This is a genomic window from Streptacidiphilus sp. BW17 (genome assembly GCF_041262485.1).
Lineage (GTDB): Bacteria > Actinomycetota > Actinomycetes > Streptomycetales > Streptomycetaceae > Streptacidiphilus.
In genome coordinates this window covers 69,833-96,782 of record NZ_JBGCCR010000030.1, presented here as the reverse complement: position 1 = coordinate 96,782, position 26,950 = coordinate 69,833, and the positions used below count along the sequence as shown (strand labels likewise).

Here is a 26,950-nt window from a genome sequence, read left to right as displayed (position 1 = left end):
GCCCAACGCGAAGAGGTGATCCGCGTCTACACGGCCGATCGCATGGAAACCTCCCGTGCCACCATCCGCCGCCTCGCCGAACGCAGCAACGCCATACGGCAGGAATACACCGCCCGCTATTCGACGCTGCGAGCCCGCCTCTTCGGCTGGTCCCTCGCCGCTACGGCAGTCGCCATCCTGATTCAAGAGCTGCTTCTCGGTCCGTGAACCGCGGCGCACAGCCGGTGCGCAGAGGCCGGATCACACCCCGCGGGCCTGGCGGGCCCGGCGGGCCTGGCGCTGGAAGAGCCGCTCGGAGAACTTCAGCGCGAAGGCGCTGCAGAGCGCCAGCACAATGAGCACGCGCTGGCGGTGACGCCACAAGAGCCATGGCAATCCTCCGGTCTCTGTACCCCGGGTCGATAGCAGCAGCACCGACCTGCTGCGAAGCGACCGTGCACGCGGGCGGGTTGCCGCCAGTAGCCAGGACAACCAGGGCGAGGACGAGAACGAGCGACGAGAGCCAGGCCAGGATAAAGGCCAATCCCTTGCGTACTCCCCGCTCCGCGGACAGCAGGAGAATGAACGCGATGATCGGCGCCGGCTCAAGGGTGATGGCCAGGCCGAGCAGGACGAGTCAAGAACCGTGGCGATCGGCCATCGAGAGCCTCACGAACGTTGGGGGGCGTGCAGGCTTGGTATCCCTCACTCGGCAGGAGGGGTCCAGCGCATTCCTCGACCACGACGGTGCCTTCCGCTGCGGTCAGGCGAGCGGCCCGGGGACTTGGAAGTTGAAGCCTGCCCTGCTCGAGACGCTTACCGCCCTGGACTGCCACAGCAGCCTGGTCCCTTCCACCACACTGACACAGTGCGGCCTGTGGATCTCTTGGGGACTCACCGAACACGGCTCCTTGAGCACGGCCTCTGGAGATGGCGAGCGTATCGACCCGCCGGCTAACCCTTGAGGAAGCGCTCCGCCCACAGTCGCAGCATCTCGTCGTCGAACGCCGGGTTCTCACGCAGGACGCCGGTGAGTGCGAGGCCCCGGTGGAGCACCAGGAGTGACTCGCAGAGCAGGGGGAAGTCCTCGCGGCTGGTGACGCCCGGTCCGAGGATGTCGGCGATGAGGGCGCGTTGGACCGCGCCCACTTCGCCGCGTTCGCGAGGCCGCGGGACGCGACCGAGAGCCCACCGCGGGCGTCATCGCAAGACTGAGACACAAGGGCCTCCTGGGCTTCGGGCTTCGACAATCCCGAGCTGACCAGGAGGCCCTGTCTTCATGCGCGCACCCACTGAAGATCACCCGACCGAGCCGCACCAATCGAACCCGATGCTCACCATGATCGGTACGACAACGGCGTCTAAGGCTCCGAGTGCCGTTCAGGTGTCAACACCCTGATCACGCCGCGTCGCTCATACTCGCAACCTGATCCAAATGGCGCCCTCAGCTCAGCAGATCTGCACTCATCCGGATGTATTCCGAGCCCGTCCACAGGTCCTGGGCATGGCACTCGCGCCGGGGGCGGTTGAATCTCGGTATGAGCAAGAGTGACGCCGCGTCCCTGTTCGGTAACCGTTTCCTCACCATGCCAGCTCCTTCGGAGACGTTCCCCGAAGAGGGCATGACGGCGACGGACGCTATGAGGCTGCTGGACGAGGACCTCGTCATGGAGGGCGACCCGCAGCGCAACCTCGCCACGTTTGTCACCACGTGGATGGAGCCGGAGGCACGACGGATCATCGCCGAGAACCTCCACCGCAATTTCATCGACCACGCGGAGTACCCCATTTCCGCCGAGATCGAGCAGCGCTGCGTGCGCATGCTCGCGGACCTCTTCCACGCACCGGGCAAGACCACCGGATGTCGGACCCAGGGCTCGTCCGAGGCGATCATGCTCGGCGCGCTGTCGCTGAAGTGGAAGTGGCAGGAGCGCCGCCAGGCGGCCAACCTCTCGGTCGACCGACCCAACCTGGTCTTTGGCGGCGATGTCCACGTTGTGTGGGAGAAGTTCTGCCGCTACTTCGACGTCGAGCCGCGGATCGTGCCCCTTGCCGAAAACAAGTACACGATCGGTCCTGAGGACGTGGAGCCCCACCTCGACGAGAACACGATCGGCGTCGTCGCCGTCCTCGGCACCACGTTCACCGGCCACAAGGACGACGTCGTCGGGATCGACAAGCTTCTGCGGGACGTCCACAAGGAACGGGACCTCGACATCCCGATCCACGTTGACGCCGCCAGCGGCGGCTTCGTGTGGCCCTTCCTCTACCCGGACTCGAAATGGGACTTCCGGCTCGAGCGGGTCCGCTCGATCAACGTCTCGGGACACAAGTACGGCCTCGTCTACCCCGGCATCGGGTGGCTGGTCTTCCGTGAGGAGTCCGACCTGGCCGAGAAGCTCGTGTTCTACGAGAACTACCTGGGCAAGACCGACGCGACGTTCACGCTGAACTTCTCGACCGGCGCGTCGATGGTGCTCGCGCAGTACTACAACTTCGTACGGCTGGGTCGCCAGGGCTACACCTACGTCATGGAGACGATGCAGTCGAACGCCCGCGCGATGGCGGACAACCTGCGTAGGAGCGGCCGCTTCGAAGTGATCGGCAGCGACCTGGAGCAGCTACCGCTGGTGGCTTTCCGCCTCACCGGCAAGCACGCCTACGACGAGTCCGACATCGCCTGGCAGCTCCAGGCCGAGCGCGGCTGGATGGTGCCGGCGTACACGCTTCCGCCCAACGCCGAGCGGGTGAAAATCCTGCGTGCCCTCGTCAAAGAGACCCTGAGCCGCGAGCAGATCCATCGCCTGACCCAGGACATTGCCAACGCGTGTGCCACCTTGGACCACAAGGGTACGACCAGCGACGTCGAGCGGGCCCGGGTCAAGAGAGGGACGGGCTACTGACGCCCGCAACCCACACCCCTCTGGGACGGGCGGCGGAGTCGCTCCCTGGAGTTGAGCGTTGCGTCATCGTCAGAGGTGATGGCGGCGGCGTGCCCCCGCCGTCAGTGATCACGCGGTGCTTCGAGCCCGGCGGGCTCGATCGACCAGGCGGGTCGCTTCGGCGCGGCACCGTCCGAGTCGGTGACGACGGGGAACAGGGCTTCGCTCTGGGTGGCGGCGGGGTGGGTGCGGTGAGACCGGGTGCCCACGTCAGCTCCCGCGCAGCCATCAGCTCCGACGCTGCCGCCGCGTGCCGATAGATCCCCGACAGCACGTCCTCGCCCAGGCCGGGGCTGGGGGTCCAACTCTTCTTCCTTGCCCTCCGCCGTGAACTCCGGATTCCAGGCATACCCCACCCCCGCCATCCCACTGGCGTCCAGCACCTGACGGATCCGCGCTCCGGTCCCGATCGGCACCGTCGACTTCACCACCACGGCACGTAGCGCGGGCGCGCGCTTCAGGCCCTCGACCACCGACTAGACCCGCGACAGATCGGCGGCGCCCGTCGGCCCAGGCGGGGTGTCCACGCACGCGTAGGCGACCTCCGCCTGCGCCAGGGCCAGGCCCGCATCCAGAGTGAACGTCAGCCGCTCGGCGTTGCCCTGCAGCAGCGCGGCGAGGCCGGGCTCGTAGAATGGGACCTCGCCGCGCCGCAGCGCCTCGACTCTGTCCTCGGCGACGTCGCGCAGGACGACCTGGTGGCCCAGCTCGGCCAGGCACGCGCCGGTCACCAGACCGATGTAGCCCGCTCCGAAGATGGTGATTCGACGGCTCGACTCAACACCCGATGGCGGGGAATCCTCTCGACTCCCCCGAGGCCGCGGCCCGGACCCGATGAAGCACTCTACTGCGCCGCCCGGCATCGGCGGCGTGACCCGTGAATCCTGGCGACCGCTCCAGTACTGCCTCACTGCAGCTGAGTTGACCGGTGGCCTGGGCAAGGTGCTGACTTGACTGCCCCCTCCCTGATGGGAGGGGATTTCTGACTCACGCTGACTGATCGTCCTGCGGACGCTCTGTTCTTCCACGATCAACACCAGCCGGGTTCAGACCAGCCCGGACGAGCATCACTGAAGGCGCGCACGATTTGCCTTCCTGACGCATGATCAGAAAAGTCAGCATTAGGTCAGCATTGCTCTGGCCGACGTTGTCAGGCGCGGACATACTCGGGATCCGCAGTTCATCCCCGCCAGATCGACACGCCCCCCGGATCCGCCGGCCACGGCTTGCCCTCAGATTGCAACTTCTGCACCTGGCAGAACGGCCGCTATCGCCGTGCAGCACGGAAGGACCTGGTCACGGGCTTGCCCGGCGCCCCACACCAACCTCGCCCCCAAGGTCCACCCTCCAGGCGGACACTCGATCCGAGTCCCCCGCAAAGCTCCCTTGAACTAGGCTGTAGCTTCTGGCCAGAGGGAATGTCGGGCATATCACAACCCTGGCGTTTCTTCCCTGCTCAGAGGTGTGTCGCATCCTCCGTGGTCAGCAAAAGTCAGCATTGGTCGCGGAGGAGTCCCAGAGCATCGCAGCAAAGACCCTGGCCCACGGCATAGGCCAGTTCTTCAAGGACCGCACCCGTCCCGAGTCGCGGTGGGCGAACTGCCCGCACAACTGCACGATCAGGTACCGGAACGCCCAGGGCCAGCAGACCGGGGAAGCTGGGTTCTCCAACCAGGAGAAGGCCACCGCCCGCCTGACGGAGATCTACCGGGAGAAGCGCGAGCTCGCGGCAAAGAACCCGAGCAAGGCCGAGCACATCCGCAAGTACGGCTCCCTGCGCTTCAAGGAGTACGTGACGGAGTGGAGTGCGGGCGCTGGGCATGACACCGAGGTCACCAGTCTCGTTACGGGGCGGTGATGACGACTTTGCCCCGGATGTGCTTGCCCGCGAAGTCGGACACCGCCTGCGGGGCGTCGGCGAACGGGTAGGTAGCGCCGACCTCCACCCGCAGCCGCCCGTCGGCCGCGCGGGCGGCCAGGTCCTCCAGGTCGCCCGGCTCGGCGGTGAAGCTGCCGATGTAGACACCAGTGACTCCCCGGCCCAGGTCCTCCGGCCCGAACAGCGGGGAGACCAGCCTGCCCCCAGCGCGGACCGCGCGGGCCGTGCTGGAGAGCGCGTCACCGCGATTGATCAGGTCGACCACCGCATCCACCCCGTCCGGGACCTGACGCAGCGTCTGCTCCGCGACGTCGCCCGCCTTGTAGTCGACGGTGCCCTGCGCGCCGAGCCCGCGCACGTAGTCCGCGTCCTCGGGGGTTGCTGTGGCGATCACCTTGGCGCCGAGTGAGGCGGCGAGCTGCACCGCATACAGGCCGATGCCTCCCGTCGCGCCGACCACCAGTACGCTCTCGCCCACTGCCAGGCCGACTGCGCGCAGCAGGCACATGGCCGTCATCCCGGACTCGGGGATGGCCGCGCCGTGCGGTGCGACCAGGCCGGCGGGCCGCTTGGCGAGGTGCGGGCCCACCGCGACCACGGTGTACTCGGCGACGGCCCCGGCTTGACCGGTGAAGGCGAGCACCGGGTCGCCCGGTGCGTAGGCCGTCACCCCCTGACCGACTTCGGCGACGGTGCCCGCGGCGTCCATCCCCACGACGAGCGGGTGCTCGACCGGGAAGACCTCCTTCATCGCACCCGTGATCAGCGCAAGGTCCAGCGGGTTGAGGGCTGCGGCTTCCACCTTGACCAGCACCTCACCGGGACCTGCGACGGGCTTCGGGATGTCAGTGACGATGACCCCGTCGAGCGTCGTGTACTCGCGGGTTACGAGAGCCTTCATTCGGGAACTCCGGGGTGTCGGGGCGTCAGCGCGGAACAGGCCTCGTTCACTTCTACACCCTTGCGTCTCTGAACCCAGGTAAGCAGCGTCGGCGGCGCGGCCGCCAGCGGTGCTCTCCGACTCGGGCGTCCCCGAGGCCACCATCTCCGGCCTGTCCGGCGGCGCCTTCTCGATCACCTGGAACGGCCTGTCATCCGGTCGGTGTACCGACACCCGTGCAGGTCGAGTGAGAGGGGCGGGCCGACCGCCCCTACCGCGCGCCGATACGGCGGACGCCCCCAGCGCGTGTAGCTCCGTGCTCGGCCCTGGCGTTCTTCCCCGAGCCGGGCCATCCTGGCGCACTGAGCACCCGTCGGGCGGCGGAGGCCGGCGTGCCGTGAGCGGTGTCCTGCATGGACGCCCCCGCTCAGCTGGGGTACCGAGCAGCCCGGAACCAGAGGATGACGACGGTATCCCGTGGATGAGTGACGTGGGGATCGAGGCGAGGCAGGAACCATCCGACTCCGGGGAAGCGTGGACTCAGGAGGAGCCCGGGCCTGCCTCGATCCCCACCACAGTTCAGGCCCGTCCAAGGGTGTTCTCCAGACCGTGCCGACCTGCCAGCAGGGCCACGTCTCCCAGAGCGACGACTACTGCGATTACTGCGGACTGATCATTTCCGCAGGACCGCAAACCGCGCAGACGCCCGCGACCGGACGGCCTGGGCCTGAGCAGCCCACGCCGTCGGCTGATCTGCCGGCATGTCCGGCGTGCGCCACCCCGAGCACCGGTCGGTACTGCGAGGAATGCGGCTGCGACCGGGAGCTTCGCATCGGCTGCCATTGCCTTCACTACGGTCACGCAATACTGACGTAACGTCAGGAGTTGACTGCGCCTCTCCGTCTGGATCGGCCATCTCCATCTCGAGAATCGCATTGCTCGCGGAGGGCGAGATCCTGACCGGGTTCGCTGACCCGCGCCATGTCGCGGACTGTGAACTGGCACGGGTGCAGCGCACGCCCGCAGAGCTGCGCGGGCGCCTGTCTGAGGTCGGCGCCCGCGCGAAGCAGCTGAGGACGCCGATCGCGAAGCCCTCGCCACCCCCTGTTTCAGGTGCGCTTTGCGAGGTGCCCGGCTCGCAGGCGGTCGGCGAGGATGGCGATGCCCAGGACTCCGCCCAGAACGATATTGGTGTAGTTGGAGTTGATCTGAAGCGTCGTCAACCCGTTGTTGATCAGCTCCAGCAGAATCGTGCCTGCCACGATTCCGAGGATCCGGCCCTGGCCGCCGACCAGGCTGACACCGCCGATGACCGCCGCGGCGATCGCGGAGAGCTCCCATCCGACACCGACCCCGCTGGCGGAGCCGACACCCATGCGACCGAGTACCAGCATCGAGGCCAGGCCGGACAGGAGGGAGCTGGCCACGTACATCGAGATGACCCGCCGGTCGCCCCGGATGCCGGCCAGGCGCGCCGCCTCGGGATTGCCGCCGACCGCGTACACCTGGCGTCCCGCGTAGGTGCGTTCCAGGAAGAACCAGGCCAGCACGGCGACGATGACGAAGAGGATCAGGGGCACGGGGATCTGGGCGATGTAGGTCTGCCCGACGTCGCCGAAGAAGCCGGAGATCCCCACGATCGAGGTGCCCGAGGTGATCGCCAGGGTGACGCCCTGCGCCACCGTGTACGTCACCAGGGTCACGACGAAGGGCGGCATCTTGAGCCGTGTCACCGCGACGCCGTGCCACAGGCCCACAAGTCCGGTGATGGCGAGCGTCGCGATCACGGCGACCCCGGCCGGCAGGCCGGCCCGGACGTTGAACCAGGACATGAGGATCACCGAGGTGCCCAGCAGCGCGCCGACCGAGAGGTCGATGCCGCCGGTGAGGATGACCAGGGACTCCCCGATCGCGATGAGCCCGTACTGGGCCAGGTCGAAGCCCATGCCCTGGAGGTTGACCGCGCTGGCGAAGGTGTCACGGGCGAGCGCGAGTCCGATGAACACGGCCACGCAGGCTGTGACGACACCGACTTCGGGTGTCTCGACCAGGGTGCGCAGTCGGTGCCGCGAAGGCGTCTCGGCTCCCTCGCGGAGGGGAGCGGTCTGGGTGGTCATGCCGGTTCCTCCGTGCCTACCAGGTGCTGGGTGCCTGCGGCTGCTGTCATGATCCGTTCCTTGGTGAAGTGCTCACGCTGCAAGTCGGCGACTATCTGCCCGTGGGCCATGACGACGATCCGGTGACAGATCCAGAGCAGCTCCTCCAGTTCCGAGGAAGCCACCAGAACCGCCAGCCCGTTGCGCGCCGCCTTGTCGATGAGGTGGTAGATCTCGGCCTTCGCGCCGACGTCGACGCCACGGGTGGGCTCGTCCAGGAGCAGGAGGTCGGGGTTCGCATGCAGCCAGCGGCCGAAGACCACCTTCTGCTGGTTCCCGCCGGACAGGGATCCGATCGGCTGCTCCTGCGAGTGCATGCGCACCCCCAGGTCCTTGACGATCTGCCGTGAGCGGTCCTTGTCCCCCTTGGGGGTGAGCACGCCGTGCGAGGAGTCGCGGCGCAGGGTGGCCAGCGTCGCGTTCCATCGGACCGGGTGGTGCAGGAGCAGGGACTGCTCCTTGCGGTCCTCGGGTACCAGCCCGATTCCGGCGGCGACCGCGTCGGCCGGGTGCCGCGGGCGGAAGGGCTTTCCGTTCAGTTCCGTCTCACCGCCGGTGCGGGGCTGGGCGCCCATGACGGTGTGGAGCAGCCGACTGCGGCCGGAGCCCATCAGTCCGGCGACACCGACGATCTCTCCCGCGCGCAGCTCCAGGTCGACCGGGCCCAGGCCGTCGGCGGTCAGCCCGCGGGTGGCCAGGACGATGCGGGAGTCCACGGTGAAGGGCGGCGCGATGTCGCCGTGGGCCAGCTCGCTGCCGACCATCTCGCGGATCATGCGCTCCTCGGTGGCCTCCACCGGGCTGAGGTCCGCCACCAGCCTCCCGCTGCGCAGGACCACGACGCGGTCGGCGATGTCCCGCACCTCGTCGAGGCGGTGGCCGATGAACAGGACGGCTCCCCCCGCCGCGGTGTGCCGCCGGGCCAGGTCGAGCACCTTCCCGGCCTCCACCGGCCCCAGCGACGACGTGGGTTCGTCGAGGATGAGGACCAGGGGCCGGTTGCCCCAGGCCTTGGCGATCTCGATCATCTGCCGCAGCGGGACCGGCAGTTGCTCCACCGGCCGCTCGACGTCGACGCCGTGGACGCCGATGTCCTCGAGCAGCTCCCGGGCCTCCCTGGTGGTGCCGGAGCGGTCGAACAGCGCCCGGCGCAACGCGCCTGCGTTCTGGGTGGCACGGGTGTGGCGGCCCAGCAGCAGGTTCTCGGCGACGCTGAGCCGGCCCACCAGGGGGAACTCCTGCGCGACCATGCTGACGCCGAGGGCCTTTGCGTGGTCGGGCCGCCCCGGCTGCAGGGCCTGGCCGGCGATCAGGATCTCCCCCGCCGTCGGGGAGACGGTGCCGGACAGCACACCCATGAGGGTGGACTTTCCGGCGCCGTTCTCTCCTACGACACAGGTGATCTGACCACGCCGTAGCTCGAGCTCGGGGATGTCCAGTACGGTGACGGGACCGTAGCTCTTCTTCACCGCGCGCAGCACCGCAGCCGCGTCGGCAGCGTGTCCCGTGCTGGTGCGGGGAGCACTGGTGGTCATCTGTCTCACCCCGAGATGCCGAGCTGGGCCTGCTTGGCCTCGAAGGCGCTCAGGTTGCCCTGGGTCAGCACGCCGACGCCGGAGCTGAGGGTGGTGCCGTCGGACTCCAGGTAGGGCTTGACGATGTTCATCGTGGCGTTCGTGCCCAGCACCTTGAGTGCGGCGAGCAGGTAGGCGCCGGTGTAGCCCTGCTGGTAGGGCGACTGGACGATGCTGGCCTGGATGACGCCCTGCTTGATGAAGGTCAGGGTCTGCGCGTCCGTGTCGTCGGAGATGACCTTGACCTGGCCTGCCTTCCCGGCTGCCTGGACCGCCTGCGCGGCCGAGGGGCCGTCGTAGGAGTAGACCCCGTACAGGCCGTTGACGTTGGGGTCCGTCTGGATCGCGGTCTGCGCGTTGGTCAGGGCGTTGGAGGCATCCATGCCGTCCGACAGCTTGTTGACGACCTTGATGGCGGTGCCTTTCAGGGCGTCCTCGAATCCCTGGATGCGCTGGACCGCGTTGGACGCGGTGAGCGAGCCGACCAGGATCACCACCTCGCCCTTGCCCCCGAGTGCGGCCTTCATCGCCTCACCGGCCTTCATGCCTGCCTCGTAGTTCGGGGTGCCCAGGTAGAGGGCGGCGCCGTCCTCAGCGGGGAGGGGCGAGTCGATCGCCAGTACCGGGATTCCGGCCGAATCGGCGGATTGGATGGGTGACTTGATCGCAGTCGGGTCGATCGCCGAGACGGAGAAGGCGGAGATGCTCTGGCCGCGCAGGGTCTGGATGATCGAGAGCTGCTGGTCGAGCCGGCCATTGGCGGGGGCCTGGAAGGTGCCCTTGACTCCGAGGTCCGCGATGCCCTTGTTGAAACCGACCTTTCCGGCGTTCCAGTAGTCCACGGCGACGTTCACGACCATGGCCAGGTCCAGGCTGGACAGGTTCTTGCCCTGCAGAGCCGCCTTGAGAGCGGCGTCGACCTTGGCCAGGTCGGTGTCGTTGAACGTGATGTCGCCCTGGATCGGCGCTGCCGCGGCGGTGGCACCCGAGCTTCCGGCGTCGCTGCTGCTGCCGGCACCCTGCTTGCTGCAGGCGGTCACGATCAGCGTCATCGACGCGACTGCCACGATGGCCGCGACACGGAGGCCTCTGGCCCGGCGGGTTGCGGTAGCGCTCATGATGTCCTCTTCCGACTTCTGTCAGGGGTGGGTGGTGAGGAACGGCCGCGCGGAGGTCGCACGGCCAAGTCTGTTATCGCTAACATGCATGGCTGTCAGTTTGCTGTGCACGTGGGCTCGGTGAGACGAGGTCAGCGCCCCGGAGGACGGCCGCTGCTGGCCCGCAGGACCAGCTCCGGTGCGACAATCGCCGCCTGGTGGCCCACGGTCGTGCCTTTCTTGCGGGGATCGGGGGTCTCGACATGGTGCACCAGCAGTTCAAGGCCGCGTCGGCCCAGCTCGCCGAAGTCCTGCCGCACAGTCGTGAGCGGCGGGGCGAGGAACGCGGCCTCGGGGATGTCGTCGAAACCGACGACGCTCACGTCCTCAGGTACCCGCCGACCGATCTCGTGGAAGGCACGCAGAACTCCGAGCGCCATGTGGTCGTTGGCACAGAAAATCGCAGTCGCCGAGGAGTCACGACGCAGGCGCAGGCCCGCCTCGTATCCCGATCGGGACGACCAGTCGCCGGAAAGACTGTCGGGAACCCTCCGGGACCGGGCTCCAAGTGCGTTGCGCCATCCCGCCTCCCGCGCGTTGGCCTCGAGCCAGTCCGCCGGTCCCGCGACGTGGTGCACGGTCTCATGACCGAGGTCGAGCAGGTAGCGGACGGCTGCCTCGGCGCCGACGAGGTTGTCCACTCCCGCCCCCGGCAGTCGGGCGGGGTCGATCGCGCCCACGGTGACCATGGGGACGGTGCCGATGCGCTGCGCGAAAGCGGCGACGGTCAAGGCCTGCGACGCGATGACGGCGATGCCTTCGACGGCCTGGTCGCGCAGTCGGTCCACGGCTTCGCGAACGGAGCGGACATCCTGGTAGCGCAGACTCGCGATGCTGACGAAGTATCCGGCGCTGCGCGCCGCCTGCTCGATGCCGTGCAGCATCTGCGCAGGCCCGTAGAGCGCGCTGTCGAAGCTGATGACGCCGAGGGTCCGGGAACGACGGGTCACCAGCATGCGCGCCGCGGCGTTCGGACGGTAGTCCAGCTCACGGACTGCGGCCAGCACCCGCTCCCGGGTTGCCGGGCGGACGTTCGGACGGTCGTTGAGCACGCGGGAGACCGTCTGGTGGGAGACGCCGGCCAGTGCCGCGACATCCGCCATCACGGCTTGCACACCGTGGGCGGTCCTATCTGCTGGCATGTGCGACTCCTGGCCGTTCGGTGCTCTGAGAGAGGCTGGGGCTGCCGGCCCGCACTCGGCCCGACAGCCCCAGTGGTCGGGGGCACTCGATTGTTAGCGTTCACATACAGGCGCGTCAATGGGTCTTGCAGGTCACGATTGCGTTTCCCCCAACCCACGCCGAAGGGCATGCGGCAGCAGCGTCTCCGCGCATCAACCGAAGAGAGCGGCCCCGGGCACCGCAGCACGCTCGCGGGCTCAGAAGCCCTGCGCCAGACGGTGATAGGCCTGGTTCCAGCGCAGTTCCTGGGTGAGGCGACGCACCGTGGTGCCCGCGTCGATCAGGGCCAGTTCCGTGCCCGTCATCTCCGCGAAGTCATACAGCTCCTCGCTCCCGACCGCGGTGGAGAGCACCGTGTGATGGGGCCCGCCCGCAGTGAGCCACGCCTCCGCCGAGGTGGTCAGGTCCGGGCGCGGTGCCCAGACGGCGCGAGCCACGGGCAGGGCGGGCAAAGGCTCAGGCGGTTCGACGATGTCGATCTCGTTGGCCACCAGCCGGAACCGGTCGCCCATGTCCGCGAGACCGACCACCACGCCGACGCCGGGGTCCGCGTCGAAGACCAGCCGCACCGGGTCCTCCCGGCCGCCGATGCCCAGCGGGTGGATCTTCGCGCTCGGCCGAGCCGTGGTGATGCTGGGGCACACCTCGAGCATGTGCGCGCCGAGGATCAACTGCCGCCCGGGTGTCAGGTCGTAGGTGTAGTCCTCCATGAAGGACGTGCCCCCCGGGCGCCCTCGGCCCATGGACTTCAGCGTGCGCAGCAGCGCGGAGGTCTTCCAGTCGCCCTCGCCGCCGAAGCCGTACCCGTCGGCCATCAGCCGCTGCACCGCGACTCCTGGTAGCTGACGCAGGCCGCCCAGGTCCTGGAAGTTGGTGGTGAAGGCCTTGAAGCCGCCCTCACCCAGGAAGGTGCGCAGGCCGACCTCGATCCGGGCCGCGTAGCGCAGCGAGGCATGCCGCTCTCCCCCCTTCCGCAGTTCCGGAGCGACTGCGTACAGCTCCTCGTATTCCTTGGCCAACGCGTCGGCATCGGCATCCGAGACCGCGTCGACCACCTCGACCAGGTCGTTGACGCCGTAGGTGTTCACGGAGACGCCGAACCGCAGTTGCGCGTCGACCTTGTCGCCCTCGGTCACCGCGACGTCGCGCATGTTGTCCCCGAACCGGGCGATCCTCAGGCTGCGCAGCTCAGCGCGCCCCGCCGCGGCACGGGTCCACACCCCGACCCGGGAGGCGACTCGCGGGTCGCTGACGTGACCGGCGACCGTTTTGCGGGGTACGCCGAGACGTGACTGGACGTAGCCGAACTCGCGGTCGCCGTGGGCTGCTTGGTTGAGGTTCATGAAGTCCATGTCGATGCCGGCCCAGGGGATCTCGACATGCGACTGAGTGTGCAGGTGCAGCAACGGCTTGGCGAGCGCGTCCAGACCAGCGATCCACATCTTGGCCGGGGAGAACGTGTGCATCCAGGCCACGACACCGATGCAGGCGTCGTCCGCGTTGGCCTCCAGCATCACCCGGCGGATCGCCGCGGCATCGGTCAGCACCGGCTTCCAGACCAGCTCGGCTGCCAACTCGCCGCTTGCGTGCAGCTCCTGCGAGATCGCCCGGGACTGCGCGGCGACCTGCCCCAGGGTCTCCTCTCCGTACAGGTGCTGGCTGCCGGTGAGGAACCAGACCTGCTTCAGGTCGTCGGGAGTGGTCATGCGCCGGCTCCGGTCGTCGTCGTGTTCTGCTGGCCGTAGACGTTCTGGTAGCGGTCGTAGAGCTTGTCGATGTCGGCCTGGCCAAGCCGGGGCACCGGACCCAACTGCCGGGCCAGGTGCACGGTCCGTGCCACGTCCTCGCACATCACCGCTGCCTTGACGGCCGCCTTGGCGTCCTTGCCGATCGTGAAGACGCCGTGCTGACGCATGAGGACCGCGGGTGAGCGATGGTCCTTGAGGGTTGCCACGATGCCCTCGCCGATGGAGTGGTCACCGATCAGCGCGAAGGGCCCGACGGGGATGTCGTCGCCGAACTCGTCCCCCATGGCCGTGATCGCGCAGGGGATGGGCTCTCCGGCGGCGGACCAGGCGGTGGCGTAGGGCGAGTGGGTGTGCACCACTCCCCCGACCTCGGGCATGTTCCGGTAGACGTAGGCGTGGGCCGCGGTGTCGGAGGACGGCTGATGGTGGCCGTCGACGACACTCCCGTACAGATCGGTGACGATCATCGAATCGGGGGTGAGGTCCTCGTACGAGACCCCGGAGGGCTTGATCACCATCAGCTCCCTGCCGGGAACGCGGGCACTGACATTGCCACTGGTCCAGGCGACCAGCCCCCAGCGGATCAGCTCCGCGTGCAGGGCGCAGACTTCGGTCCTGAGCGCGTCAGTTGCTTCGGCAGTGCTCATGCGGGGGCTCCGTCGAGGTCGGGGAGGACGTTCGTGGTCCGTGCCTGGGCGCGCATGACGCGCAGCCGGTGCATCGCGGCGGAGCCGCCGCGGCCGAAATGGTCGTGCAGCTCCTTGTATTCGGCGTAGAGGAGGTCGTAGACGCGGGCCCGTTCGGGGTCGGGGGTGTACACGGCCCGGTGGATGCTGCCCATCGCGGCCGAGGCGGCGTGGATGTCCGGGTGGGCCCCGGCTGCCACCGCGGCGTGGACGGCGGAGCCCAGGGCGCCGCCCTGCTCGGAGCCGATCACGTTGATCGGACGGCACAGTACGTCGCTGTAGATCTGCATGAGGAAGGCGTTCTTCGGCAGGCCGCCTGCCACGGTGAACTCGGTGACCGGGACCCCGGCGAGCTCGAATGCGTCGACAACGGTGCGTGCGCCAAAAGCGGTGGCCTCCAGCAGCGCGCGGTAGATCTCCTCAAGGCGGGTGTCCAGGGTCAGTCCGAGCACGAGCCCCGACAGGTGGTGGTCGACCAGAACGGACCGGTTGCCGCTGTGCCAGTCCAGCGCCACCAGGCCGTGCGCACCGACGGGCTGAGCCGCGGCCTTCTCGGTGAGCAGCTGGTGCGGACCGATTCCACGCTCCCGGGCTTCACGGGCGTACTCCTCCGGCATCGCCGTACGCACCGCCCAGGCGAAGATGTCACCGACACCGGACTGGCCGGCCTCGTACCCCCAAAGGCCGGGGACGACCCCGTCCTTCACGACTCCGCACATCCCCGGTACGTCGGCGAGCCGGTCGGAGTTCATGATGTGGCAGGTGCTGGTGCCCATGATCGCCAGCATGTGTCCGGGCTCCAGGGCCCGGGCGGCGGCATTGGTGACGTGGGCGTCGACGTTGCCCACGCTGACCGGGATGCCCTCGTTCAAACCGGTCCACGCCGCCGCCCGGGAGCTCAGGGCGCCTGCGCGGCCGCCCGGCGGCGACAGGGGGAAGTCCAGCTTGTCGGTGAAGTCGCCGAACCCGGGATTGAGCTCACGCAGGAAGTCGGCGCTGGGACGCCCCGAGTCGCCGAGCAGGTCGGGCTGATGGATGCCCTTGTAGCCGGCGGTGCACAGATTGCGGCTCTCGGCGCCCGTCAGCTCCCAGACGATCCAGTCCGCCGCCTCGATCCACCGCTCCGCCGCCCGGTACAGTTCGGTGTCCTCTTCGAGGAGTTGCAGTGCCTTGGCGTACTCCCACTCGCTGGAGATCCTCCCGCCGTAGCGCCGCAGCCAGCTCTCCCCGCGCTGGGTGGCGAGAGCGTTGATCCGGTCCGCCTGCGCCTGCGCGGCGTGGTGCTTCCACAGCTTCGGGTACGCGTGCGGCCGCGCCGCGTAGTGCGCCAGTTCGCACAGGGGCGTCCCGTCCGCAGTGGTAGGCAGCACGGTGCACGCCGTGAAGTCGGTACCGATGCCGATCACCTGGCCCGCCGTCACGCCAGCCCGCTCCAGGGCCTTGGGCACTGCGAGGCGCAGGACGTCACGCCAGTCCTCGGGCACCTGCAACGCCCAGTCGGGCGGAAGCCGCTCACCGGTCGCGGGGAGCAGGTGCTCGACCGCCCCGTAGCGGTATTCGTGGACGGCCTCTCCCAGCTGAGTGCCGTCGGCGACGGAGACGACCACGGCACGGCCGGACAGAGTGCCGAAGTCCACGCCGATCGTCACGGCCTCGTCGAGTGGTATGCGCTCTCGCACCAGAAGGCTCCAGTCGTATGCGCCCGGCTCGGGGCCAGGGCAAATGTTAGCGATAACAATCTGCTCGAGGTCGGCCGCAAGTAACGGTCGGGGCGATCTCCAGCTCCGGGCGCATCGCAGGCCCGCCGCCCGCCGGGTGCATGGCGGTGCAACGGCCAGCAGCCAGAGCGATTGTGAACGCTAACAGGAGGCAACGTCAACCACTCGGCACCCGGAGACGCCGGATCCAAGCCGTCGGCCGGTGCCGCTCGGCGCGTTCGAGATGGCCATACCCAGCCGGAACCCCGCGCAGCCCTGTGTGACGGGCTGTCCGTTCGCTCAGCGGCTACCTTTTCCGGAGCGTGAGCGGCACCAGGTGCCAGTCGTAGTGACCGCGTCCTGCGCGCAGACCTTGGGCCTATAGTTGTGTGAGCGTGCACAGTCGTGCCGACGGAGGAGGAAGCGATGCCGCGTGGCGTGGAGAGTGCCGCGGGGCCTCGGCCCCCGACGATGGCGGACGTCGCCCAGCGGGCGGGTGTGTCGCACCAGACCGTCTCGCGCGTGCTCAGCGACCACCCCCATGTGCGCGAGGTGACCCGAGCCGAGGTGCTCCGCGCGATCGAGGAGCTGGGCTACCGGCGGAACTCCTCCGCACGCGCCCTGGTGACCCGGCGCACGCTGACCCTCGGGGTGGTGGCGTGCCATCCCACCCTGTTCGGCCCTGCCAGCACACTGCTCGGGCTGGAGGAGGCGGCCCGGGACGAGGGCTACATGGTCTCCACCGTGAACCTGCGTCACTACACCCGGACCGCTCTGTCCGACGCCATCGACCACCTGCGCGATCGGGGCGTGGAGGGGATCGTTGTCATCGTCCCGCAGCGCGAGGCCGTCTCTGCGCTCACCGAACTGAAGGTCCCGCTGCCGATGGTCACCGTCGAAGGCGGCCACGACCTGAAGATCCCCAGCGTCTCGGTGGACCAGCAACTCGGCGCGCGTCTGGCCACCGGCCACCTGCTCGCCACCGGCCATCCCACGGTGTGGCACGTGGCCGGGCCGATGGACTGGCTGGAGGCAGAGGCGCGGTGCACGGGCTGGCGGGCGGCGCTCGAGGAGGCCGGTGCTCCGGTCCCTGAGCCGCTCGTAGGAGACTGGACGCCGTTGTCGGGCTACCGCATCGGCCAGGAGCTGGCCGGACGAGTCGCGATGGATGCGGCGCAGCGGCGTGCCCAGGGGCCGACGGCCGTGTTCGTCGCCAACGACCAGATGGCGCTGGGCGTACTGCGTGCGCTGCGCGAAGCCGGCATGTCGGTTCCCGACGACGTGGCCGTGGTCGGCTTCGACGACATCCCCGAGGCGGAGTTCTTCCTTCCGCCGCTGACGACGATCCGGCAGAACTTCACCGCCGTGGGCCAGGCCAGCATCAGCCTGCTGGTCAGCCTGCTCGACACGCAGGCGACCCGACGCGATGAGCGAGTGGTCATACCGCCCCGCCTGGTCATCCGCGCCAGCAGCGCCGCCGCACTGCGTTGAGTCTCCGCACCGCTCTCTGCTTCCGGTGCGAACCGACCCGCCGGCACCGGCCGGCGTCACCCGCCGCATGGTGATGCACCGTCGGATGCAGCGTCCACCGCACCCCGCCCAGGCCCTGTCGTCAAACTCGCGTCGGATCAGCCCGGGTTGTCTGGTGCGGACAGCTGCAAGGCGGAGGATCGCCCTCGTACTGGGCCGTACTTGGGCGATGCGACAACGCAGCGTGGGGGCACCCCCTAGCCGAAGGCCGGGGGAGGCCGTACCAGGCAAGCCGGGCCCGGCGGGAGTTTGACGACAGGGCCTAGCCGTCCCCGCCGCCCCCTGGCCTCGCGGTTCCCCGAAGGTCCGTCAGAGTCCTTGACGTGCCTAGGCCATATGGTCATAGTGATGGCGATCGAGCGATCCCCCTCCCATCTTTCCGAGGGTGTTGTCCGTCCAGGAATGTTAGCGCTAACAGAGATCGCTCCCCTCCACGAGCTGCGGAGACGTCCGCTCCGTGCCGCGTGCGGTCCGTGAGACCGCCGTGCGCCCGGCAGCTCCTCCAACCACTCGAAGAGCAAAGGAGTCCGTGCATGACTGCCCACACGTGGCTGAGCCGTGCCCGCCGCGCCCTACTCGCCGGCGCGGCCGCGGCCGCGCTCGCCGTCGGGGTGCTCCCCGGCACCACCACGACCTCGCATGCCGCCACCCAAGCCCCGTGCGACATCTACGCCGCGGGCGGCACGCCGTGCGTCGCGGCGCACAGCACGACCCGCGCACTGTACGCGTCCTACGACGGACCGCTCTACCAGGTCCGCCGCGCCTCTGACAGCGCCACCCTGAACATCGGCGTCCTGAGCGCGGGAGGCTACGCCAACGCCGCTGCACAGGACTCGTTCTGCGCCGGCACGAGCTGTGTCATCACCCTCGTCTACGACCAGTCCGGGAGAGGCAACAACCTCACCCAGGCCCCCGCGGGCGGCGCGGCGGGCGGCCCCGACAACCTCGCCAACGCGTACGCCGCACCCGTAGTCGCTGGCGGACACGAGGCCTACGGTGTCTACATCGCGCCCGGCACCGGCTACCGCGACGACAACACCTCCGGAATCGCCACCGGCGACCAGCCCGAGGGCATGTACGCCGTCCTCGATGGCACCCACTACGACGCCGGGTGCTGCTTCGACTACGGCAACGCCGAGACCAGCAACACCGACACCGGCAACGGCCACATGGAGGCGATCTACTTCGGCAACATCAAGGCCTGGGGCTACGGAACCGGCAACGGGCCGTGGGTGATGGCCGATCAGGAGAACGGCCTGTTCTCCGGGGTCAACGCCGGCTACAACGCCAACGACCCCAGCGTGGACCACCGCTTCCTCACCGCCATGGTGAAGGGCGAGCCCAACTACTGGGCCATCCGCGCGGGCGACGCCCAATCCGGCAGCCTGTCGACCTACTACAGCGGCACTCGCCCCAACGTGTCCGGGTACAACCCCATGCACAAGGAAGGGGCCATCATCCTCGGCATCGGCGGCGACAACAGCGACAGCTCGTCCGGCACCTTCTACGAAGGGGTGATGACCTCCGGCTACCCCTCCGACGCCACCGAGAACGCCGTGCAGGCCAACATCACCGCCGTCGGCTACACCACCACATCGGGCGCCGGGACCCTCGCCCCCGGCTCCCGCATCTCCCTCCAGGCCACCACCACCTGCTGCACCTCCGACTACATCCGCCACGACGACGCCGACACCAAAGCCGTGATCTCCCCCATCGACTCCACCAGTTCGGCGACGGACAAGGCGGACGCCACCTGGATCGTCCATCCCGGACTGGCAGACAGCTCCTGCCTGTCGTTCGAGTCGGCCGACGACTCGGGCCAGTACCTGCGGCACTCCGACTACGAGCTGTACCTGCAGCCCTTCGACGGCTCGGCCCTGAACGCACAGGACGCCACCTTCTGCCCGCAGACCGGCCACAACGGCCAGGGCTACTCCTTCCAGTCCGACAACTACCCCGCCCAGTACGTCCGCCACTACGACGACAGCGTCTACATCGCCGGCGACGGAGGTTCCAACACCTGGGACACCACCACACTCTGGAGCGACGACACCAGCTGGCTCGTCACCCAACCCTGGGGCTGACCGCCAGACAAGGTCCACGGGACGCAGGCGGTACCACCGCGAGGCGCGCTGGTACCGCCTGCGTCCCGTGGACCTGCCTGGTTCGTGCCCTCGTAGATCTGGGTGGTTTGGAGGTGGGCCGCGGTGACCTGATCCTTGGCCCGCGGCCAGCTTCGCGAGCAGGTCGGGTGCGCAGACCGTCCCCATCGGCCGCCCCTGCCGGTCCACGACCGGCAGGTCGTCAAGCCCGTTCTCGTGCAGCGCGGCGAGTGCTGCGGCGAAGTCGGCGTCGGGCGCGACCGCGATCACCCGGGGGGCCATCAGTTCCTCGACGCGGCAGTGTCGCGGCAGCGAGGTCCGGTCCGGTCGGGCGTGGTCGCCCGGGCTCGGGTGCACCGTCCTGGTCATGGTCCTCGGCCTCCTTCGGCCACTTTTCCTGTCCCTACGGTGCGGCGTCCGGGCTCAGCACACGAGCACGCGCTCGCCGGAACGCGGCACCACCGCGTTCCAGCCCAGCTCCTGCTCAATCCGGTCACGCAGGCGCTCGGAGCCCTCCGGATCGCCGTGCACCAGATGGACGGCGTGCGGAGGCTCGTGCGCGCCACGCAGCCAGGCAGCCAGGCAGCCAGGCAGCCAGGCAGCCAGGCAGCCAGGCAAGGATCTCGTCGGCGTCGGCATGGGCGGAGAAACCCCGCACGTCCACCACTTCGGCGCGGACGGGAACGTAGGTGCCGAACATCTTGAGCGAGCGGGCACCCTCGACCAGGTCGCGGGCCCGCGTCCCCTGGGCGGCGAAGCCGACGACCATGACGGTGTTGCGGGGGTCGGGTAGCAACCGACGCAGGTGGTGCACGACACGCCCACCGGTGGCCTTGCCACAGGCGGAGACGATGACGCTCGGCACCAGGCTGTGCTCGATCGCTTCCGACTCCTCGCACGTGCGGGCGGCTGTGAAGGGCTCCGGGTCGAGCGCCGCCCCGGCGTCGGCGAGGAGCTCGGGCCGCAGCTGCGGCGAGCGGCGGTCGAAGGCGTCCTGGTAGACGCCCAGCGCGCGCAGCGCCATCGGGCTGTCCACGAGGACGGGCACCCCGGCCGGAAGTGCGCCGGTGCGCCGCAGCTCGGCCAGTTCGTGCAGTACGACCTCGGTACGGTCCACGGCGAAGGACGGGATCAGCACGCTGCCGCCACGGGCGAGGGTGCGGGTGAGCGCGGCGGCGAAAACCGTCCGGGAGTTCGAGTCGTCGTGGTGTCGGTTGCCGTAGGTCGACTCGACGAGCAGCACGTCCGCGCCCGAGCAGGGCTCGGGCGGCAGCAGCAGCGGGTGGACCTGGCGGCCCAGGTCACCGCTGAAGGCAACGGTGCCGCCGTCCTCCAGGTCCAGGTGGGCCCAGCTGGAGCCCAGGATGTGGCCGGCGTGGTGCAGGCGAAGCACGGTTCCCTCGGCGATCTCGGATTCCTCGGCGATCTCGGCGTCCTCGGCGATCTCGACCGGACACAGCAGAGCAAGAACCTGTTCGGCGTCCTCCTCCGTGTAGAGGGGCATGGCCGGACGGTGCTTGGTCCAGCCCTCCCGGTTGGCGTGCAGCGCTTCCTCCTCCATCAGATGGGCGCTGTCACGCAGGATCAGCTCAGTGAGACGGGCCGTGTCGGGGGTGCAGAGGACCGGTCCGTGGAACCCCTCCCGCACCAGGCGGGGCGGGTAGCCGGTGTGGTCGAGGTGCGCGTGGGCGACCACGACGCACTCGACGTCGCGCGGATCCAGCGGCAGCCCACGCCAGTTGCGGCGGCGCAGCTCCTTCTGGCCCTGGAAGAGCCCGCAGTCGACGAGGACCCGGGCGTGGTCGGTCTCGACCATGAACTTCCTGCCCGTGACGGTCCCCGACGCCGCCGAGGAAGGTCAGCAGCCCGGGACGGAGGAGCGGGTGCGGGGTGGGGACGGCCGAGACGTCGCGGAGCGCGTTGGTCATGGGACACCTGCTTCCCGGGCCGGTGGGGCCGCGTCGAGGACTGGTGCTCCCACCCTGGACGGGCTCCGACGTACGTCCCTCCCACCGGGCCGAACGTCCCTGATTGCAGCTCATCTGCGGCGGGACCAGAGCGGCTCGAACACCTGCCACTCCGCCTCCCAGGCCTCCTCGTCACGGCGGTTCAGGCGCCACCGCACGAGAGAACCGGCAGAGACGAGCACGATGTCCCCGCCGAGCATGGCCAACACGCCCACCAGGGCGGCGGTTCCCCCGGTGTTGAGCGCGGAGGTGGGCGCCGCCGCAGGACTCCCGCTCGCGTCCAGCCAGACCCGGACCTGGTCCGCAGGGCCGACCGCGGCCGGGACGCTCACGACGCTTCGCTGGACCTTGCCGTCGGCAGCAGTCCAGCTCACCTCGGCCACCTCGCCACCCACACCGGTCATGTAGGGCTGGCCGACGATCCTGGCCTGCACTGGGTGCAGGTGCCGCGCCTGGTCGAGAGTGTGGGCACGTCCCTGCTGGTAGACGGACATCCCGATCAGTGTGCCGAGCACGGCCGCCGCGAGGACGGCGAGGAATTGGAACTTCACCAAGGCCGACCGCCACCGGTCGGTCGGGCGACGCAGCATACTGCGGTGGCGTGACAGCACCACGGCGAGACGAGAGCGTCTCGGAGCGGGGACGGACGGACCGGGTGCGGCTGCGGGCGTTGCCATGGGTCTCGCCTCCTCAGTGGTTCCGACGGCCTCGAAGCGATCGGCCTCACGGGTAGCTTGGGCCTCCTGCCGGGCAGCCCGGGAGGACCGGGCGGGCCCCATTCCGCCGCCGGTCGGCCCCGTCCGGCCAGGCCTGTGGGCCGGACGGCCCTCCCGCGCCGGAGGTCCGTGACGTTCCTGGGAACACCCCAGTCGGCGGACCCGTCATCGGCGTGGTCTCCCCGCACTCGGGCCCGCATACGGGGCTCGCCCTCGGTGCGGGCGCCTGCCTCGCAGCCGCCGTCCTGGGCCTGCTCGCCCTGCCCGGCGTCCCCCGCCATCCCCGCTTTGTCGAAAACACGGCCGCCCGCTCATAGCCTCCCCGTCCACCACCGAAACCGACCGGACCTGACCCACACGGCAGAATGCCGTCGCCCCTGCTCGCTCCCAAACCGCCGCCGACGGCCCAGGGGAGGTACTTGCATCCGGGAAGCCAGTCCACAGCGCCAGCCTTCCGGCGGCACAAGAAGCGGAACGGTCCGAGGACCGGAACGTCTGCCGTAAGTCACGGGGCCGGAGGCCCACGCCTTGATGCCTCCGTGGCGCTTGCTCCGACTGGCCCAGTGCTGGCCGGACAGTCGGACGAACCGGTCGCGCGGCCCGCCACACGGGACATCGGAGTCTGATGCCCGGTCCCCCAGAACCGACGCTCATACGATCGGGGGAAGCCGGGGCCGCGGAAAGCGTCCGGCTCGCCTCGGTCGAATAAGGTGGCACTCCTATCAACCTGACGGCAATGCGCCACTCCAGAGGCAACCGAGATGCAATCGGTTATCGCTTCGGCGGCGTCGCCGCCAAGTCGTGTGCGCCGCGCTCGCCCACCGGTTCGCCGGAAGAAGGTGAAACATGCTCAATCAGCTGTGGGGGCCGGTATTCGACCTGGTTGGTGAGGGCGGATTCCACGCCGCCACCTTCAGTTGGTTCACGCTCAAGGCCGCCAATCTCGTCGAGATGGGTTTGGTCGTGCTGATCTTCATTGCCGGATTGTTCATCAAGCTTCCAGGCGGGAAAGCCGAGTCGCCGGAGGACAAGCGATGAGCGGCCCGGCAGCCACGACCCGTCACCTTCGTGCCGGGAGCGCCCGGTGAGCGACGACGGCGCGGCACCAAACCGAGAGCCGGACCAGGTCACTGGCGCCACGGGTACCGAACCGTTCTCGTGGGTGAGGCCCAGCCCGTGGCTGCGGAGTTACCTGGTCCGCAACTTCCCGCTGCGCAGGTTGCTCCCCGACCGGGAACCGGCGTACGTCACCTCGGTTCTGTACACCATGGGCGTCCTGACTCTCGCCTCGCTCATCGTCACGATCATGAGTGGCACGATCATCGCACTCGGCGGGGTGTCGTTCTGGCACACGAACTCCTTCGGGGCGTTCATGAACAGCATTCACTTCTGGGGAGTGCAGACCATGTTCCTCTTCATGGCCGTGCACTTCATCACGAGCTTCTTCACCATGGGCTGGCGTGGCGGGCGCGGCTGGACGTGGATCACCGGCGTCCTCGCGTTCATCCTGAGCATCCTGACGGCTTTCACCGGCTTTCTGATGATGACGAACTGGGACAGCCAGTGGATCGGCCAGCAGGCCAAGGACGCGTTCAACGCCATCGGCATCGGCGCGGTCTGGAACGTCATGAACGCGGGCCAGCAGATCACCTTGCACGTGGTGGTCACGGTCGCCGTGCTGCTGTTCGTCGTCTCGGTGCACATCGGTCTGATCCGGCGTCGGGGCGTGGCGCCGCCACCCGGCGCCGAGGCACTTGAGGTCCCCGACGTTCGACTCCAGGCGTCGGACCGAGGCTGAGAGAGGCGACGATGGCTGCCCCGACCCACGAGCCCGCCGAACCACGCGCGAAGCGGCACCCGATCGCCACCTGGCAAGGCCCCGAACGTCGCTTCGACCTCATCACCGAGGGCACCGTCGCGGTAGTCGTCATCGCCCTGCTGTGCGTCCTCGCCACCAGTCTGTGGGGGTCCCCCGACGGCGGTCTCACCTACCCCAACGCGCCGGTCTCTCCGCCCGGGCAGGCGTTCAGCGCCCGGTACTGGGACGCCAACGACCCCTCCGACCTGGCCCAGACAGCGGTACAGGAACTGCTCGGGGGCAGCAAGACCGCCGGCTACGGCCCGCCTTTCAACACCACCTCCGGGGCGTCTCAGGAGTTCATCGGGATCCACCCCGCAGACGTCGCACGATCGATCTTCGGCCTGACCCTCCCGATCAACACCGCCGACGACTTCGTCCTGGCCCCGGTCTCACAGATCGTCTCACCCTACGATCCCACGGTCGCTGTCGCGGTCCGCCAGTACAAGCGCGCGGGTGGCGATCTGTCGCCCGGCGCTTCGGCCGACCGGCTCGCGTCCCCACTGCAGACGACCTGGCTCGACAACTACGCCAAGGCACTGGCCGCATCGACGGCGAAGTTCACTGCCACCACTGCCACGGTGCCACCGGGAAACTACGGCCCCGTCCCCGTGATCATCCAGGCGGAGCAGCTCATCGCCTCCAACGGAAGCCTCGACGGTTACCTCCAGGGCAGCGACCACCAACTGAGCACCGACACGACCAAGGGGACCATGTTCTTCAGCGACGGCACCCTCTGGGGCACCATCGCGACAGCCCAAGGCGTGGCCGGTGACCAGTGGGGCGTCATGAACGAACTGTGGGACTACCCCGGCCAGGTGTGGCTCTGGCTGTACGCAGGGATGTACCAGGTCCCCGCGTTGAACCCCTCCGGCAACGCCAACCTCGACCTCGACGTCGGCCTGCTCATGATCCTGCTCGGCTTCCTGCTGCCGATGTTCGCGCCATGGATCCCGGGCATCAACCGCATTCCCCGATGGATCCCCCTCTACAAGATCATCTTCCGCGACTACTACCGCGACGCAAGCGCCAAGAAGCGGAACGGCCGTGATCGTTCGGGGAGTTGACGCATCTCCACGACGCGCAGGCCCAGGTTCTGGAAGCGAACAAGAAGTCCGTACAGGTGCGCCTCGTCGGTGACCGGTCCGTACAGGACGGTCTGATGGGGCGCGACAAAGCTGTCCAGTTCTGGGAACGAGGTGAAGTTCCTTGGCTTTGCGGTCCGCTTCGCTGCGACGGGTGACAGACACTTTGCGGTTGATGTGCTTCATATGGGTCTTGATCGTGTTCACCGAGAGGCAGAGGTCGGCGGCGATCTCGTGGGCGGACATCATCTGCGCCGTCCTGGCGACCACGCGCTGGCGCTCCGTGAGCGGCCCAACAAGGTGGGTCTGGTAACTATGCCCCGGTGAGAGGTGGACCAGTCCGGTTCGCAGGTCGGCCGGGAGCCAGTCCTAATTCCGCACGAGCCCGGGTTGCGATTGCAGCAGGCGGCGCAGCCTAGTACTCCAGCCGTAGATCGCGATCTTCACGGCCGAACGGCCGCCTGACGACGGTGATGGCAGTCCCGTGCGCGGGCTTGATGCCGGCGTCGCCAGAGTGACCAGTGCAGGCGGTGCGCGAGGTCGTGCACCGGGTTGATCAGGGCTGCGAACAGGTGCTGGATCTCGTTGCCGGTCAAGGGGATCAGGCCGTCTGCGGTGGGCAGGTCGCGGCGTTCGGCGGCTGTGGAGACGGCGAGGAAGGCGTGGGCGAGCATCGCGAGGGTGACCTAGCGGTGCCAGGAGGTCCAGCGACGGACCTGGTGCTCGTCCAAGCCCGTCAGGCCTTTACCGGCCTGGAATGTCTCCTCGATCGTCCAGCGCCGTCCGGCCACCCGCACCATTTCCGACAGCGGTACCGGCCGGGGTGAGAAGCAGCGGTAGAAGGCGAGTGCGCCGGTACGGCGGTTGCGCCGGACCAGCAGACACCAGTGGCCGGGTCGGCCGGTGGGGTCGTGAATGTCGATCTGTGCCCAGTCGTAGTACCGCTCGCCCTTCGCGCCCGTTCCGGCCGACAGCCGCTGCCAGGCCCACGTCGGGATCCGCGCGGCCAGGGTCTTCGCCTGGAACTTCGCGGCGTGAGTGACGACGGGGTGGGTGCTGGAGACCGCCAAGACGTAGCCGGTCCGGCGGCGTTCCAGGGCGGTTCGCAGGTGCGGGTTGTCGCCATAGACCTCGTCTCCCGCAACCCAGCGCGCGGGCGTTCCCGCATCCAGGGCTCGTTCGACCATGCGGGCGGCAAGTTGAGGCTTGGTTTCGAAGGTCAACTCTTCCGGTATGCCTGCCCTTCGGCAGCGGTCCGGGTCCTCGGTCCACAAGCGTGGCACGTACAGAGCTCGGTCGATGGCGGCGTGTCCGCGGTCGGCGGAGTAAACGAGGTAGACGGCGACCTGGGCATTTTCGATGCGGCCAGCCGTGCCGGTGTACTGACGCTGGACGCCGACGGTCTCGGTGCCCTTCTTCAGATCGCCCGTCTCGTCCACCACGAGCACTGCCTCGGTGTCGTGCAGGTGCTCGACGACGTAGGTGCGAATGTCGTCGCGGATCGCGTCGGCGTCCCATTTCGCGCGGTGCAGCAGGTGCTGCATCCCGTCCGGAGTGGCGTCACCCGCGTGTTCGGCCAGGGTCCAGCAGTTCTTGCGTGGCAGATCCGACAGCAGCCCGGAGACCAGTCGCCGCACTCGGCGGCGGGGTTCAACTCGGGTAAACCGGCCCGCGATTCGGCTCATCAAACCCTCGAAGGCATCCTGCCAGCGGACAGGGTCTACGCTGCACGGTGCGACCACCGCCTGATCTTCTGCTGTCACACGCCGATGATGAACGGTGGCTTCGGCCGTCTCGCGTCCGCTGTCCGCC

At 68.8% G+C, this 26,950-nt stretch carries 22 protein-coding genes and 5 pseudogenes; 8 read left to right on the top strand and 19 right to left on the bottom strand.

Features of this window, described 5'->3' with window-relative positions; translation table 11 throughout:
• Positions 1-207 (top strand): annotated as a pseudogene (locus ABH940_RS28855) (hypothetical protein); the annotation flags it as partial.
• Between the two features lie 247 nt (positions 208-454).
• Here ABH940_RS28855 and ABH940_RS28850 read toward each other — a convergent pair.
• Together ABH940_RS28850 and ABH940_RS28845 are read right to left on the bottom strand one after the other, a co-directional pair.
• A pseudogene (locus ABH940_RS28850) lies at positions 455-610 on the bottom strand (GAP family protein); the annotation flags it as partial.
• Positions 611-933: 323 nt separating this feature from the next.
• Positions 934-1,128: a hypothetical protein gene (locus ABH940_RS28845; protein ID WP_370071997.1), complete on the bottom strand. Its 195-nt coding sequence runs from the start codon at positions 1,126-1,128 to the stop codon at positions 934-936.
• A 389-nt stretch (positions 1,129-1,517) separates the two neighbouring features.
• Between ABH940_RS28845 and ABH940_RS28840 the strand changes: the two genes are divergently transcribed.
• Positions 1,518-2,882 carry a glutamate decarboxylase gene (locus tag ABH940_RS28840; RefSeq protein WP_370071996.1) on the top strand — a complete coding sequence of 455 codons (1,365 nt, stop codon included), beginning with the start codon at positions 1,518-1,520 and terminating at the stop codon, positions 2,880-2,882.
• Between the two features lie 101 nt (positions 2,883-2,983).
• On the opposite strand, the gene ABH940_RS28835 is transcribed toward ABH940_RS28840, so the two are convergent.
• A complete protein-coding gene (locus ABH940_RS28835) occupies positions 2,984-3,130 on the bottom strand; it encodes a hypothetical protein (RefSeq protein WP_370071994.1) in 147 nt (48 codons plus the stop codon).
• A gap of 267 nt (positions 3,131-3,397) precedes the next feature.
• Entirely contained in the window at positions 3,398-3,784 is a 387-nt protein-coding gene (locus ABH940_RS28830) for a hypothetical protein (protein WP_370072000.1), read from the bottom strand.
• 635 nt (positions 3,785-4,419) lie between these two features.
• Between ABH940_RS28830 and ABH940_RS28825 the strand changes: the two genes are divergently transcribed.
• Positions 4,420-4,779, top strand: a complete 360-nt coding sequence (locus tag ABH940_RS28825; protein WP_370071993.1) for a hypothetical protein — start codon at positions 4,420-4,422, stop codon at positions 4,777-4,779.
• Here ABH940_RS28825 and ABH940_RS28820 read toward each other — a convergent pair.
• The 8 genes from ABH940_RS28820 to araB form a co-directional block, all read right to left on the bottom strand.
• The gene (locus ABH940_RS28820; protein ID WP_370071992.1) at positions 4,766-5,701 is read right to left on the bottom strand and encodes an NADP-dependent oxidoreductase; all 936 of its coding nucleotides are present in this window, start codon (positions 5,699-5,701) and stop codon (positions 4,766-4,768) included. The genes ABH940_RS28825 and ABH940_RS28820 overlap by 14 nt on opposite strands.
• Before the next feature lie 1,088 nt (positions 5,702-6,789).
• Entirely contained in the window at positions 6,790-7,797 is a 1,008-nt protein-coding gene (locus ABH940_RS28815; RefSeq protein WP_370071991.1) for an ABC transporter permease, read from the bottom strand.
• The gene (locus ABH940_RS28810; RefSeq protein ID WP_370071990.1) at positions 7,794-9,371 is read right to left on the bottom strand and encodes a sugar ABC transporter ATP-binding protein; all 1,578 of its coding nucleotides are present in this window, start codon (positions 9,369-9,371) and stop codon (positions 7,794-7,796) included. Before ABH940_RS28810 ends, ABH940_RS28815 begins: the two co-directional genes overlap by 4 nt.
• A 5-nt stretch (positions 9,372-9,376) precedes the next feature.
• Entirely contained in the window at positions 9,377-10,528 is a 1,152-nt protein-coding gene (locus ABH940_RS28805; protein ID WP_370106589.1) for a substrate-binding domain-containing protein, read from the bottom strand.
• A gap of 131 nt (positions 10,529-10,659) precedes the next feature.
• Positions 10,660-11,709, bottom strand: coding sequence for a LacI family DNA-binding transcriptional regulator (locus tag ABH940_RS28800; RefSeq protein WP_370071988.1), 1,050 nt, complete (start codon positions 11,707-11,709; stop codon positions 10,660-10,662).
• A 237-nt stretch (positions 11,710-11,946) separates the two neighbouring features.
• Entirely contained in the window at positions 11,947-13,455 is a 1,509-nt protein-coding gene (araA, locus tag ABH940_RS28795) for an L-arabinose isomerase (RefSeq protein WP_370071987.1), read from the bottom strand.
• Entirely contained in the window at positions 13,452-14,144 is a 693-nt protein-coding gene (locus ABH940_RS28790; RefSeq protein WP_370071986.1) for an L-ribulose-5-phosphate 4-epimerase, read from the bottom strand. Before ABH940_RS28790 ends, araA begins: the two co-directional genes overlap by 4 nt.
• Positions 14,141-15,862 (bottom strand): ribulokinase, encoded by a 1,722-nt coding sequence (araB, locus tag ABH940_RS28785; protein WP_370071985.1) that lies wholly within the window; start codon positions 15,860-15,862, stop codon positions 14,141-14,143. The genes ABH940_RS28790 and araB overlap by 4 nt, the downstream gene beginning before the upstream one ends.
• A gap of 444 nt (positions 15,863-16,306) precedes the next feature.
• On the opposite strand from araB, the gene ABH940_RS28780 reads away from it, so the two are divergent.
• Both ABH940_RS28780 and ABH940_RS28775 read left to right on the top strand, forming a co-directional pair.
• On the top strand, positions 16,307-17,371 hold the full coding sequence (locus ABH940_RS28780; protein ID WP_370071984.1) for a LacI family DNA-binding transcriptional regulator: 1,065 nt from the start codon (positions 16,307-16,309) through the stop codon (positions 17,369-17,371).
• Between the two features lie 572 nt (positions 17,372-17,943).
• Positions 17,944-19,494 carry an alpha-L-arabinofuranosidase B gene (locus tag ABH940_RS28775; protein WP_370071983.1) on the top strand — a complete coding sequence of 517 codons (1,551 nt, stop codon included), beginning with the start codon at positions 17,944-17,946 and terminating at the stop codon, positions 19,492-19,494.
• Positions 19,495-19,653: 159 nt separating this feature from the next.
• On the opposite strand, the pseudogene ABH940_RS28770 reads toward ABH940_RS28775, so the two are convergent.
• From ABH940_RS28770 to ABH940_RS28755, 4 genes and pseudogenes are all read right to left on the bottom strand, one after another.
• A pseudogene (locus ABH940_RS28770) lies at positions 19,654-19,794 on the bottom strand (CBS domain-containing protein); the annotation flags it as partial.
• A gap of 141 nt (positions 19,795-19,935) precedes the next feature.
• Complete coding sequence (locus ABH940_RS28765; protein WP_370071982.1) at positions 19,936-20,043, bottom strand: MBL fold metallo-hydrolase RNA specificity domain-containing protein; 108 nt, start codon at positions 20,041-20,043, stop codon at positions 19,936-19,938.
• Positions 20,006-21,328 (bottom strand): MBL fold metallo-hydrolase, encoded by a 1,323-nt coding sequence (locus tag ABH940_RS28760; protein WP_370106588.1) that lies wholly within the window; start codon positions 21,326-21,328, stop codon positions 20,006-20,008. Before ABH940_RS28760 ends, ABH940_RS28765 begins: the two co-directional genes overlap by 38 nt.
• Before the next feature lie 222 nt (positions 21,329-21,550).
• Positions 21,551-22,033 carry a hypothetical protein gene (locus ABH940_RS28755; protein ID WP_370071980.1) on the bottom strand — a complete coding sequence of 161 codons (483 nt, stop codon included), beginning with the start codon at positions 22,031-22,033 and terminating at the stop codon, positions 21,551-21,553.
• A 1,008-nt stretch (positions 22,034-23,041) separates the two neighbouring features.
• Between ABH940_RS28755 and ABH940_RS28750 the strand changes: the two genes are divergently transcribed.
• The 3 genes from ABH940_RS28750 (at position 23,042) to ABH940_RS28740 (ending at position 25,120) form a co-directional block, all read left to right on the top strand.
• Positions 23,042-23,233, top strand: a complete 192-nt coding sequence (locus tag ABH940_RS28750; protein ID WP_370071979.1) for a hypothetical protein — start codon at positions 23,042-23,044, stop codon at positions 23,231-23,233.
• 124 nt (positions 23,234-23,357) lie between these two features.
• The gene (locus ABH940_RS28745) at positions 23,358-23,993 is read left to right on the top strand and encodes a cytochrome b N-terminal domain-containing protein (RefSeq protein WP_370106587.1); all 636 of its coding nucleotides are present in this window, start codon (positions 23,358-23,360) and stop codon (positions 23,991-23,993) included.
• An 11-nt stretch (positions 23,994-24,004) separates the two neighbouring features.
• Positions 24,005-25,120, top strand: a complete 1,116-nt coding sequence (locus tag ABH940_RS28740) for a hypothetical protein (RefSeq protein ID WP_370106586.1) — start codon at positions 24,005-24,007, stop codon at positions 25,118-25,120.
• Here the strand turns inward: ABH940_RS28740 and ABH940_RS28735 are convergent.
• The 3 genes and pseudogenes from ABH940_RS28735 to ABH940_RS28725 form a co-directional block, all read right to left on the bottom strand.
• On the bottom strand, positions 25,066-25,299 hold the full coding sequence (locus tag ABH940_RS28735; protein ID WP_370106593.1) for a hypothetical protein: 234 nt from the start codon (positions 25,297-25,299) through the stop codon (positions 25,066-25,068). The genes ABH940_RS28740 and ABH940_RS28735 overlap by 55 nt on opposite strands.
• Before the next feature lie 37 nt (positions 25,300-25,336).
• A pseudogene (locus ABH940_RS28730) lies at positions 25,337-25,384 on the bottom strand (hypothetical protein); the annotation flags it as partial.
• Between the two features lie 197 nt (positions 25,385-25,581).
• Positions 25,582-26,823, bottom strand: a pseudogene (locus ABH940_RS28725) (IS701 family transposase).
• Between the last annotated feature and the right edge of the window lie 127 nt (positions 26,824-26,950).